This window comes from Pseudomonas sp. CAU 1711, assembly GCF_039888625.1.
In the GTDB taxonomy this organism is placed as follows: Bacteria; Pseudomonadota; Gammaproteobacteria; order Pseudomonadales; family Pseudomonadaceae; genus Aquipseudomonas.
The window spans coordinates 166567-178829 of sequence record NZ_JBDQQT010000007.1 but is presented as its reverse complement, the minus strand read 5'-3'; the positions used below and the strand labels follow the sequence as shown (position 1 = coordinate 178829).

At 62.7% G+C, this 12263-nt stretch carries 11 protein-coding genes; 7 read left to right on the top strand and 4 right to left on the bottom strand.

Annotated elements, in window-relative coordinates; all coding sequences use genetic code 11:
* Nucleotides 1–3: 3 nt before the first annotated feature.
* A complete protein-coding gene (locus AAFN46_RS10065; RefSeq protein ID WP_347808547.1) occupies nt 4–705 on the bottom strand; it encodes an NAD(P)H-dependent oxidoreductase in 702 nt (233 codons plus the stop codon).
* Between the two features lie 119 nt (nt 706–824).
* Between AAFN46_RS10065 and AAFN46_RS10060 the strand changes: the two genes are divergently transcribed.
* Nucleotides 825–1724, top strand: coding sequence for a LysR substrate-binding domain-containing protein (locus tag AAFN46_RS10060; protein ID WP_347808546.1), 900 nt, complete (start codon nt 825–827; stop codon nt 1722–1724).
* Nucleotides 1725–2082: 358 nt separating this feature from the next.
* Entirely contained in the window at nt 2083–2913 is an 831-nt protein-coding gene (locus AAFN46_RS10055) for a hypothetical protein (protein ID WP_347808545.1), read from the top strand.
* An 86-nt stretch (nt 2914–2999) separates the two neighbouring features.
* Here the strand turns inward: AAFN46_RS10055 and AAFN46_RS10050 are convergent, their stop codons facing one another.
* The 3 genes from AAFN46_RS10050 to AAFN46_RS10040 all read right to left on the bottom strand — a co-directional run bounded on the left by AAFN46_RS10050 (nt 3000) and on the right by AAFN46_RS10040 (nt 5751).
* Complete coding sequence (locus tag AAFN46_RS10050; protein ID WP_347808544.1) at nt 3000–3305, bottom strand: hypothetical protein; 306 nt, start codon at nt 3303–3305, stop codon at nt 3000–3002.
* A gap of 734 nt (nt 3306–4039) precedes the next feature.
* On the bottom strand, nt 4040–4609 hold the full coding sequence (locus tag AAFN46_RS10045) for a hypothetical protein (protein WP_347808543.1): 570 nt from the start codon (nt 4607–4609) through the stop codon (nt 4040–4042).
* A complete protein-coding gene (locus tag AAFN46_RS10040) occupies nt 4606–5751 on the bottom strand; it encodes a hypothetical protein (RefSeq protein ID WP_347808542.1) in 1146 nt (381 codons plus the stop codon). Before AAFN46_RS10040 ends, AAFN46_RS10045 begins: the two co-directional genes overlap by 4 nt.
* A 76-nt stretch (nt 5752–5827) precedes the next feature.
* On the opposite strand from AAFN46_RS10040, the gene AAFN46_RS10035 reads away from it, so the two are divergent.
* From AAFN46_RS10035 to AAFN46_RS10015, 5 genes are all read left to right on the top strand, one after another.
* Nucleotides 5828–6817 (top strand): LysR family transcriptional regulator, encoded by a 990-nt coding sequence (locus tag AAFN46_RS10035; protein WP_347808541.1) that lies wholly within the window; start codon nt 5828–5830, stop codon nt 6815–6817.
* Between the two features lie 459 nt (nt 6818–7276).
* A complete protein-coding gene (locus AAFN46_RS10030) occupies nt 7277–9874 on the top strand; it encodes an EAL domain-containing protein (RefSeq protein WP_347808540.1) in 2598 nt (865 codons plus the stop codon).
* Between the two features lie 234 nt (nt 9875–10108).
* A complete protein-coding gene (locus tag AAFN46_RS10025) occupies nt 10109–10666 on the top strand; it encodes a PAAR domain-containing protein (RefSeq protein ID WP_347808539.1) in 558 nt (185 codons plus the stop codon).
* A gap of 2 nt (nt 10667–10668) precedes the next feature.
* Entirely contained in the window at nt 10669–11400 is a 732-nt protein-coding gene (locus tag AAFN46_RS10020; RefSeq protein ID WP_347808538.1) for an alpha/beta hydrolase, read from the top strand.
* Nucleotides 11369–11911: a hypothetical protein gene (locus tag AAFN46_RS10015; RefSeq protein WP_347808617.1), complete on the top strand. Its 543-nt coding sequence runs from the start codon at nt 11369–11371 to the stop codon at nt 11909–11911. The genes AAFN46_RS10020 and AAFN46_RS10015 overlap by 32 nt, the downstream gene beginning before the upstream one ends.
* Nucleotides 11912–12263 lie beyond the last annotated feature (352 nt).

Here is a 12263-nt window from a genome sequence, read left to right as displayed (position 1 = left end):
GTCTCAGGCCGGCTGCGGCGTGCGCTCAGGCTGCAACTCGCGCTGCAGCTGTGCCACCAGGCCATCGACCTGGCCCAGGGCGCGGGCCACCGACGCGGCCAGCAGCTCGCCGCCGACTTCCTGACCCTCGATCGCGATCTGGTGCACCCGGGTGATGCCGATGAAGCCCAGGGCGGTGATCAGGCTCGGCTCCAGATGATTCATGTGCGCCAGATCGCCGTCGGCATCGAAGCCGATTCCGCCCCTGGCCGCGAGGATCACGGCATGTCGCGGACGGTCCGCCAGCAGGGGGATGTAAGGGTCGAGCAGGTTGCTCTCGTCGAAGTCCACGGTTCTGCCGGTGCGCACGATCTGGTCGATCCAGGCCTTGAGCGCGGCCGGCATGCCGAAGTTGTACAGCGGCGCGCCGATCACCAGCACGTCCGCCGCCAGCAGCTCGTCGACCAGCAGGTCGCTCTCCGCCAGCGCATCGCGCATCCAGGGCTCGCGCTGCTCCTCGGCGGTGAAGGAGGCGGCGATCCAGTCGTGATCGATGATGGACGGCGGGTTCCGGCCGATGTCGCGGTAGGTGACGCTGTCCTGGGGGCGGCGCGCCCGCCACTGGCTGACGAAGCGCTGGCCCAGGTTGCGGCTGTGGGAACCGTGCGGGTCCTTGCCGGCGAGGCCGGGACGGGCGCTGGCGTCCAGATGCAGGATGTGCGGCATGTCGAGTCTCCTTATCTAAGTTGAATTCATCTATAACTCGCGACAGACTCAGGCTAAGTTCGGTCTTTACGGACGACAAACGATGATTATTTTTCGCTACGACTGAGAGAAACTCATCTATGGCTCAGCGTTGGTTACCCTCGCTCTCGGCCCTGCGGGCCTTCGAGGCGGCCGCCCGCCACGAGAGCGCCAAGCAGGCGGCGGAAGAACTCTCGGTGACCGCCACGGCGATCAGCCACCAGATCCGCGCGCTGGAAGAGTCGCTCGGCGTGCCGCTGTTCCTGCGCCGGCCGCGCCGGCTCGAACTGACCGCCCAGGGGCGCGAGCTGCAGCAGACTCTGGAGAGCGCGTTCGACAGCATCAGCGCCACGGCCAGGCGCCTCAGCGCGCGGCCCTGGCGCCAGGCGATCACCCTCAGCACCACGCCGGCCGTGGCGGTGCGCTGGCTGCTGTCCTGGGTGTGCCTGCTGCGCGAGTCCCATCCGGACATCGACCTGCGCATCCATGCCTCGCACGAGCCGGTCGCGCTGGATGGCGTCACCGCGGACATCGCCATCCGTTACGGCGACGGCCGCTGGCCGGGGCTGGTGGCGGAGAAGCTGTTCGACAACACCTTCATCCCGGCCTGCAGCCCGCTGCTCGGCCTGCACGATGTGGCCGAGCTGCCCAGGCACTCGCTGATCCACTTTCGCAATGCGGCCATCGTCCCGGCTCCCATCGATTGGGCCCTGTGGCAGAAGCAGGCCAGGGTGCCGGGGCTGGATGTCGGCGCCGGGCTGGTGTTCTCCGACGAGACCCACGCCGTCTCTGCCGCCATCGGCGCGCAAGGCGTGGCGCTGATGAGCCGCCAGCTGATCGAGGACGAGCTGAAGGAGGGGCGCCTAGTGCAGCCATTCGGCCCGGAGCTGGAGGGCAAGCCGTTCTTCCTGGTGTATCCGGAGAGCCGCAAAAACGATCCGGCCATCCGGGCCATTCGCGACTGGGTGATGGCGGTGCCGGGAGGGATCTGCACGCTGTAGATCACGCCCGCTTCTTCCTTGAGGGCCGCTTGCCTGGCGCTGGTGCGTGCGCCACTCGGCTGGTGCTCTATGCTGGTTAAGAACCTGTTGAAGGTGGCCATGCGTCGCCCACAACAGGCCGGGACGCGGCGTCTCGGAAGCCGCTTGCGGCTAACGCGCTCAGTGCGGCCGAGGGGCGAGCGAAGCGAGTCATGCTCATTGACCACCTGTAAACCCGAGTACGAGCCCGGTGCTCTGCTCGCCTGTTTGCAGGGGCGCCTGGCTCTGGCTTGGCTCCAGTGCGCAAGACCTTGAACAGATTCCAAGGAGTCTGAACGGCTGGCGGCTCGATATGCGATTTCGACTCTGGCGGTGGCCGGTGCTGTTATTGCTGGTGGTTGTCTGTGCGGTTTTCGCAGAGGAGCAGGTTGTCCGTTACCCAAGGCCCGAGACGGACTTCGACAAGCGCACCGAATACCCGCTGAAGCTCCTGCAGCTGGGCCTGGAGCGGGCCGGGCAGCGTCATGTCCTGCGGCCAACCCAGCAGATCATGAACCAGGGCCGCGCCCTGCAACAGCTGAAGCTGGGGCAGGGCGTGGATGTGGTCTGGAGCATGACTTCCCAGCAGCGCGAGCAAGACCTGCTGCCTGTGCGCATACCCATCTACAAGGGCCTCATCGGGTGGCGCATCTTCCTGATCAACGAAGCAGACCGGGAGCGCTTCGAGAGGCCGATGACGCTGTCGGACCTGCAACAGTATCGCCTGGTCCAGGGCCATGACTGGCCGGACACCAGCATCCTGCGCGCGAACGGCTTCCAGGTGACGGGCTCGGCCAGCTACCAGGCCATCTTCGAGATGCTGGCGTACAAGCGGGTCGACCTGTTTCCGCGCTCCATCGTGGAAATCTGGGCGGAGCAGGCGGCTCATGCCGAGCAGGGCATTGGCGTGGAGGGAACCAAGCTGCTCTATTACCCGACGGCCTTCTATTACTTCGTCGCTCCAGACAATCCGGCGTTGGCACAGACCATCGAGCGGGGGCTCAACCTGGCGATAGAAGATGGCAGCTTCGAGCGGCTCTTCCAGCACTACCATGCCGAACTGCTGGCCCGGGCCAGGCTCGATCAGCGCCAGGTCTACCGGCTGGAGAACCCGATACTGCCCGCCGCCACCCCTCTGCAGCGTAAGGAGCTGTGGTATCGAGGCTACTGATTGCGCGAGGCGGCCGCGCAATGGCGTGGAACGCTAAGCGGTCCCTTTCTTCCAGTCTTTGGTGCAGCGCCGGCCGAATGCCCGGCTTACCTGTTCGCCACGGTGCCGCTACGGCTCGACAGCCTTTTCAATACCGCCTGCTCGCTCAGCCTGAAGATCAGGTAGAAGGCCATGGCCAGCAGCGCCTTCAGGGTGAGTTGGATGAACTGCAACAAGCCGCCACTCATCAAGGCCAGCCAACCGTGCTTGACGATAAAGGCCGCATTGCTGCCGATCAGCCTCACTAGGTCGATGGTGAAGTAACCGAAGGCCAGGAAGCTTGCCGTCATCAGCAGGAAACTCAGCACCGGATGCTGGTGCAACCACCGATAAAGCGAGTTTTCTGCGGGCATAGTCACTCCGTCGAAATGGCAGCCTGTCTGGGCGGGATCGCCGTTGGCGCGGGCGCATGGGGGGACAGGAAATGTAGCTTAAGCGGCAGGAAGGCATGCCCGATGTCCGGGCATAAGCCAGTCCGGGTGCGCAGCGTATTTCACCGCTTCTCACTCCCCCTAGTAGCCATAATCCGACAGCGCATTGCCACACCCGTCCGGATAGAGCTCCATCGCCACCGCTCGGTGGAAGCTTGATCTGCTCAGTGGCTCAGAAATAAACCTTTCCCGAATGGCAGAACCCGCGCAACCGGGGTGAAGCACCCTGTAAACAGCAGCGACACGAAAACTCTTCAAAGCCCTGCTGCCCTTGTAGGAGAGGTCCCGGCCGCAATACAGGCAGCGCCAAAGCAACAGTCGCGGCCAAGGCCCCTCCGGCGAGAAGCAAGAGCTGATTGGATGTCGCTTGTGGCTCCGTTCTGTGTGAGTGGCTGCCATGTACTTCAGCAACCTGTTGACCGCAGTAGGCCGACCAGGCAATCGCTCCCGCCGCCCGCGGCGGCTAACCTGCAAGCGAAATAACGCCCGGCGCCGGCGGTAGTGCTCCGCGACCCGCACCATCCGCTCGGGGAGAGGGGGAAACAACAGTTTCTCTGGGCCATCGGTCCTCTCCGGCCCGCGCAGGTAGCAAGTGAACAACTTTACGGCGCAGGCCGTGCGTTGCGGCGGTCCCGGGCGGGGAGCGGGATGCCCGCTCACTCGTCCGGTGTGATCGGGTCGGGCACCCGGTTACTCACCGAGGGGATGGTCTGCAGGTAGGCATAGATGGCCGCCAGGTCGCTGTCGGTCATGTTCCGGTACACCTGAACCGGCATGGGGGGCAGCACCGGGCGCCCACGTCCCAGGTGGCGGCCCGTGCGGATGGTCTCGATGAAGTTGCGCTCGGTCCACTTACCCAGGCCGGTCTCCTTGTCGGGCGTCAGGTTCGCCGTGAAACTGACGCCCCAAGGCCCGGCCCAAGCGGTGTTGCTGGCCGCGCTGATGACCTGCCAGGGCCCCTCGGGCAGCTTGGGCACGGGCGGCATCTGCAGCGACTGGGGGTGGCCGGACAACGCGCGGCTCATGTCCGGGGCCGGGCCGTCCGGGCCCATCGCCCAGGGCGTGTGGCAGTCATGGCAGCCCGAGGTTTCGACCAGGTATTTGCCGCGGGCCACGCCGCTGGAAGCGCCCTCGGCGCTGGCGTCGCTCGCCGCCAGCGCACCGCCGGTGAAGCCGATCAGGTACAGCAGCGAGGCGCTGCGAAGAACCGAGCGTACAGTTCTCATGGTTTTTGCTCCTGTAGATGGGGAAGTTCATGCACGATCCAGCGCTCGATCAGAGCGTTGGCTTGGGTATCCGTCCGCGCCGTGCCGAGCGGAGGCATTTGCAGTACCGGATTGCGGGAACGCATGCGCAGCAGAAGCAGGCTGCGCGCCGCGTCGCCGGGAACGATGCGGGTGTCCAGGTTCTTCAGGCGTGCATCGCTCGAGCGGCCCACGGTGGTGCGCAGGCTGTGTTCGGTGTCGGCGGCCGAGCCGGTGCCCTGGGTCAGGCTCAGTTCCAGCAGCGCCAACGGCCCGGTGGCGTTATGACAGTGCCCGCAGTTGCCGTGCAGATAGCCCAGCGCGGCCCGCTCGGTCGGCGAGCGGGCCTCGATGCGCGGCGGCCGGTCGATCAGGGCCTGCGGCAGGTTGCGCAGCAGCCCGCGCGTCAGCAGCCCCTGCAGGTCGATCACATCCGCAGCGGGGCTTTCGGCGTGCGGTGCCTGGGCATCCCGCTCAGGCGATAGTTGCAGGGCGCTGAACCCCAGCACAGGGGTCGGTCCGGCCTCGTGGCAGGCACGGCAGTCGTCGCGCGAGGGCACGGCATAGCGCCCTGCCGGCGCCGCAGCGACGCTCAGCGAGGCGCCTGCGGCCGGCGCCAGCGTCGCGTCCAGGCCGTCGGCCTGCCAGATATAGGTGGCGTAGCGCCAGGCACCGTCCGCCAGCCGCTCGATAAAGCGCGTCTCTACGGGCCGGCCGCCTTGGGCGAACTCCTTCCACAGCCGCGTGCCCACGGGGAAAACCCAGGCATCCGGGGCCGCTGCGTCGATGACCGAGCCCGGCGGCACTGCCAGCCAGCGGCGCTTTACGGCACCGTCGGACCACAGCGGGTACTGCGGCGAGAAGGCCAGCAGGCCGGGTGCGATTGAGTGGGAGTCGGGTGCGAACAGCCCGGTGTCGCTGAGGCGCGCCGGTGGCTCGGCCGGCGGTTGCGCCAGGCCGGTGGCCGGCGCGAGCTCGAGTGCCACAACCAGCGCAGCAAACCAGCCGAACAGCCCGCTGTGCCGCCGCGGCGGAGTGGCCAGCAGCGCGCCGTCACGCCGAGCGCCATCGGCTCCGACAACTCTGCACGGGTTTGGACTCATCACCGCGTTCTCCGCACTCATCCGCTGGGCCGGCCAGCGTGGCCGGGTGGGCGCACTTTATGGGCACGCGGCAGAGGGATAAACGGCGATACACTGAATGGATGATTCGGTGATTCGGAACAATGAGATGGACCAGCTGGCTTGCATGCGGATCTTCGTGAGGGTGGTCGAGCACGGCGCCTTCGTCCGGGCCGCCGACAATCTGAATATGTCCCGCGCTTCGGTCACCACCGCCGTCGCGCAATTGGAGCAGCATCTGGGCGTGCGCCTGCTGAACCGCACGACGCGGCGCCTCGGCCTGACCGAGGAGGGCCGCGCGTTCTACCAGGACTGTGTGCGCATTCTCGGCGAGATCGCGGAGGCCGAGGACAACCTGTCCAGCGTGCGCGCCCAGCCTCGCGGTCGTCTGCGGGTATCGGTGGCGCAATCGTTCGTGCACCTGGCGTTCTTCTCGAAGCTGGCGCAGTTCATGGCCAGCTACCCCGACCTCTCGGTGGATGTGATCACCACCGATCGCCTGGTCAACCTCGTCGAGGAAGGCATCGACTGCGCCCTGCGCAGCGGCAGAGTCCCGGCAGACGCCGACCTGGTGGCGCGCAAGCTGACCAGCGTCCGCTGGCTGACTTGCGCCGCCCCCAGCTATCTCGCCGGGCGCACTGCGCCGCAGAGCATCGCCGACCTGAGCCAGCACGATTGCATCCAGTTCGTCTCGCCCTCGACCCGACGCGGATGCGACTGGCAGTTCGATGACAACGGCAAGCCGGTCGCCTTCACGCCTCAAGGCCGACTACGCCTGACGTCCCTGGACGCCACCATCTCCGCGGCGACCGCTGGGTTGGGGGTGGCCTACGTGCCCGAGCCGCTGGTGCATGACGCCATTCTCGGCGGCCAGTTGCTACCCTTTCTTACCGAGCATGCGGTCGAGGCACTGCCGCTGGTGCTGGTCTATCCCGGCAACCGCTACCTTCCGGCGAAGGTGCGCGCCTTCGCGGAGTTCTTCGAGAAGGCCTACCCGCGGGAGGGCTCGTGGCCGACCGTCGTCTCTGCTGCGGAAAAGCCGGCGGCGAAAACAGCAGGCGCCCAGTAACAGGTGGAGGGCAGGGGCAGAGCCCAGATCATCTCGATGCGGGGGCGGGGCACCCCGTCATATCCGCAAGACATACGCCCGCAAGCCCTGCGAAGCCCACTGCCTACAGGCCAGCCCGGTCGATATACCATGACCGGGATGTCGCGGTGTCTTGAGAGCGCCCCCTCTCCCGCCGGGAGAGGGGCTGGGTATCGCCTACTCGTTGCCTGGCCCCTCACCCCGACCCTCTCCCAGAGGGAGAACAACATCCGCGGTGCCGACTCAATCAAAGTTCGGCCGAGCGCGATGTCGCTAAGTGAACAGCATTATGGCCAGCCCCAGCATGATGGCGATGCTGCTGAGCGGGCTGCACCAGCACGCCTCAGCCACTCTGGGGCTACACTGCCAGTGATAAGAAAAAGTGCCGTTGACGGCCACAAACGGAGGCACCGTTCCGTGCACCTGTACCGGGTAGTCCGCATGCTGGTTGTAGTCTTGCTGGCCGGTCTGAGCCCTGATGCCTGGCCACAACCGGGGCCGATCGAGATTACTCCAGCGTCCAAGATCCAGGCCCACTTCGAGTTCTGGGAGGACGTCACGGGCGAAGCCTCGATTGAGCAGGTGGCAACCCTGCCGGACGAACGCTGGTCGCTGGTGCCCGAGGGCCGCGCCACATTCGGCCTGACCCAATCGGCCTACTGGCTTCGATTTTCGGTCAAGAACCGAACCCCGATACACCAGAACCTGATTGCCGAACTGGCTTACTCACAGCTGGACGATGTGACTTTCCACGTATTCGATGAAGACGTCGAAGTCAAAACGCTCAAGACGGGTGACAGCCAGGCTTTCTACCCACGCGATGTGGACCATCCGAGCATTCTGTTGCGCGTGTCGCTGGCCCCCGATGAGGTGAGGACCCTATTTGTCCGCGTAGCGACGAACGGGACCATGGTCATCCCCCTGATGATCTGGCGCGAGCAAGCGTTTTTCGAGTCCGCCGCCTACGAGCTCAAGCTGCACTTTTTCTACTACGGCAGCATCTGCGTCATCATCCTGATCAATCTCGCCGTATTCCTCAGCCTGCGCGAAAAACTGTACCTCTACTACGCGCTCGCCCTGGTGGGCTACCTGCTGTTTTTTGCCTCGATCAAAGGGTTCAGCTTTCAACACCTGTACCCAAGCATGCCGCAGCTGCATGCCAAGATTCTGCTGGTCTCGATACCTGCTCTGGCACTGTTTTCACTGCTGTTCTGCCGGGAGTTCCTGAACACCCGCGTCAACACGCCGAGGCTGGATAAGCTACTGATCGGGATGATGATTTTTGAGTCGCTGTTTCTCCTCTCCGCCCCTTTTCTGGATTATTTCCAGGGCATTCAACTGGCTTCGTTCTCAGCCATCTTCTTCTTCTCGCTGCTGCTGGTCGCCGGTCCGATAGCCTGGGCAGCCGGCGTGCGGGCCGGGGTATTCTTTACCCTGGCCTGGACGCCCTTGACGATTGGCGTCATGGCCACGGCCGGTAGAGCGCTTGGCGTCTTCCCTGAAAACTTCTTCACGGAAAACGCGATGCAGATGGGCTCAGGCATCGAAGCCTTTATCCTGACCCTGGCGCTGGCAGACCGTCTCTATCGGGAGCGTGAAGACAAGATCATCGCCCAGGCGGCCAGCTTGCAGGAGGCGCAATCCCGAAATATCGCCCAGAAACAGCTCACCGAGGCACTGACCCATGACCCGGTGACCGGTCTGCCTAACCGCAACCGCTTTGAGTTGATGGTGGATCAACAACTGCAAGAACACCCCGAGCGCCACTACATGGTGGGCTTGGCCCGTATTTCCCGCCTGGATGACATCAACCGCACCCTGGGCCTGGCCAGAAGCGAATGGGTGATGAAATGCGTGGCGCGGCAGATGACAGAGTTGGCCGCCGGCTTGCCCTTCATCCAGGTCACGCTCGACGACCAAGGCCGCGAAGAACGTGTGTACCACCTTTCAGGCGACTGCTTCTGCCTGCTGGTGGACATGGAGAAGGCCGAAAACAACTTTGCAGCGCTCAACCGCGCGCTCAGACAACTGGCCGAACCCTTGCAGCTGGACCACCTTGCCATCGAGCTACAACCGCGCTTCGGTGCAGCCGCCTACCCCCAGCATGGCCAATCGGCTGCCGAGCTGATTCGTAACGCCCATGTCGGCATGGAAATCGCGCCTCGCAGCGGCAATGAAACCGGCATCTACTCACGCAAGTACGATATCTACAGCGAGAGCCGCCTGACGCTCATGGCCGACCTGCGCAATGCCCTGCAGCAGGGACGGCTGGCGCTGCATTACCAGCCCAAACAGAACATTGCATCCGCACAGATCGATGGCGTAGAAGCCCTGGTACGCTGGCACCACGCCGAGCGTGGCTGGGTAAGCCCAGCCAATTTCATCCCCCTTGCAGAAGAAACGGGCGTGATCACCCAGCTCACCCACTGGGTCATCCAGCAGGCCACACAGGACCTGGCAGACCTGCGCCAGACAAACCCGGCGCTAACCGTGGCGGTCAACCTGTCGGCACGTGACCTGGAGTCTGCCGACCTCAAGGGCGTATTGGAAATGGCGCGCCAGCACCACCGACTGCCGGCCAGCGCGATCACCCTGGAGATCACCGAAACAGCGGCAATGCGCGACCCCGAAAACAGCCTGCAGGCGCTCAATGGCCTGGCCGCGCTGGGATACAAAATCTCCATCGACGATTTTGGCAGCGGCTACTCCTCCCTCTCCTACCTCAAGCAACTCCCCGCCGCGGAACTCAAGCTGGATCGCTCGCTGATTCATGACATCTGCACCCGCGAAAACGCGGATGTCATCGTCACGACAACCATCCAGATGGCTCACAGCCTCGGCTATCGCGTGGTCGGCGAAGGGATAGAAAACGGCGAAACAGCCAAGCGCCTGAAAACAGAACGCTGCGACTTCATACAAGGCTTTTGGCTGTGCAGGCCCAAGCCGATCGATGAGCTTAAACAGTGGCTTGTTGAATTCGATAAAGCAGATTGGATAGCTCAGTACGAATCAGCGGAGTCGCTGAAAAAGACTTCCTGATTTTGGCTACTCCCCGCCGAGCTTTCCGCTGAAGCTGTTGCGCAGGCGAATGTGGCAGCTCGTCTTGGCGTTGGCCCGGGACATCGTTCCCCGTAAGCGCTCCCTAAACCCCGCCTGCTGCCGATGGAGGTTAAGTGACGTTCCGCGCATCTCGTGGAGTTCGTCTCGGGATGCGCAAGATTTTGCGCATGGGGCCTGGAGTAGGATTTGCCCGAACCTACAAGGAGGTAGCCCATGAGCGGAAAGCCTGCTGCTCGACAGACCGATCCAGTTGCCTGCCCCGTGCCGGGACATGGCACCAACCCCCTGGTTACGGGATCGCCGAACGTACTGATGGATGGCCTGCCGGCCGCCCGCCTGTCCGACACATCCGCCTGCGGCAGTGCGGTGGTGGGGGCGGTTGCCAGTACGGTGTTCATCAACGGCCTGCCCGCCGCGACGCTGGGTAGTACGGGGGACCACGGCAGTGTGATCGTGGCAGGGTCGGGAACGGTGATCATCGGTAGTGGCGGCGGAGGCGCGGTTTTCACCCCGGTGTCACCGCTGTCCATCGCCTCTGCTGTCATTGGCCAGGCCGGCCCGGCACTGCTGGCCGAGCAGGCCGATGCGATCTTCAATGACCGATTCGTGTTGATCGACAGCAGGAGCGGGAAGCCACTGGCCAACCGGAACTACGCCATCAGGCGCGAGAATGGTCAGCTGGAGTATGGCCAGTCTGACGAGCAGGGGCTGACCGCACTCGTCTCCTGCGCCACGCATGCCGAAACCATTGAAATCTATGTGGAGGACTGAGCATGGAAGTCGATGCGATCGTGTTGCCAAACGGCAACACCGCCAAGCTGGCGGCGAAGCCAACACTGACGCCTGTCGCAGATCAGAACCCCAAGCCCGTTGAATTGAAGAATTGCCGAGCGATCGCGTTCTTCATTGGTGGAGCCGGGGATAAAGAGTCCTACTACTTTGCAGGGCCCTATAAGAACATTACCTATGCTCAGGATCCATTTAATCGAAGAATGGAGGCTGCGGGTAAGGGGAAGCTGTTTAGATCCATTTATCGCGGGTATAACGAAGTTCGTGGTAGCTCCGATATCAAGAGGCATGTGGTTGCTCACATCCCTGATAAGGCCACTCCAGTCTACATCGTGGGGCATAGTCTGGGTGGCTGGAATGGCGCGCATTTGTCGAACCTGCTTGCAGGTGATGGTTATCGAGTGGAAATGCTGATTACGCTCGACCCGGTAGGCGAGGGAGCCTTGGTATGGCTAGGTTCAGATATCCATTACAGCAAACCGGAGCCTAAAAGCGGGTATTGGATAAACGTACGTGCCGAACCGTCTGTGCCCGATCCATCAGACTCCGTAGCCGAGTTTGGGGAAAAGTGGTCGGTGCATAGCGGGCCGGATATAAACTGCGTGATGAATGTCAATCATGCTAACGCCTGGGGTATGTTTCTCAACCCTATTCAGGGCGAGATGTCGGCGGCGGATTATATGTATGAATCAGTCATTAGTTACATGGTGGGTTGATATGAAGTGGCTGTCTTTGTTTACGCTTTTCATGCTGTGCTCCGCATGTGCTAAAGAGCATGGTAAGCCGATTGCCAATCTCACCTATCTGGATGTCTCTGGTACGGAAGATGGGTTTTATGACTTGAGCTTTAGCTCAGATGTTGATCTTCTGAGTCTCTTCAGGCCTGGGGAGGGATTTGTGGGAGGGTGGTTGAAGTGTGCTTTGGCCGGAGACACGGATTTTTCCGTCGAGAATGTGATGCAACAGTCCGGCTATGGCCCTCTGGAATCAGTCGAGTCCGGCTATTCTGGTAGTGGCTTTCCCTTCGTTGCCTCACTTTCTTTTCGCGAGACGGATGCAGATGGTGCATCTAGCCGTCCACTGAGTGGCAGCGAGGTTAGCGTTCTGCTAGCGGGTAAGCAGGATATTCCCTGTAGATATGTGGCGACGATATTTGGCGCTAAGCCCTATTACTCAGGCACTTTGATGATGCCGGTGAGGGATATTTTGCGTGAGGTTCACAGGTAGAGGTTTCGCATCTGTGATCCTGCTGTGATTTCTGTTCTATATGTTCAACTGCAGTTTCTTCTGTTGATCGTTACCACGCGGAGCGTGGGAACGATCAATGCGCGGAGCGCAGAGAAAAGCCATCAGGCAACCCGGATGTCGGGGGGGGCTTTCTCTTTGGTTGCTTTCTCTTGAGCACGAAAGAGAAAGTGACTCGCCATAAAGGCGAAAGAGGAAGATTTGTTCGGCGCATTGGCTTGGAAAATAAGTCTGTCCCCTTTTCCGTTTTCCGGAGTTTTCGTGCCGCTGCTTGTTTTCGCGTTGGCTGGGGCAGTGGTTCCGCCCTGCTGGGCGGGTCACTTTTGCCAGTCGC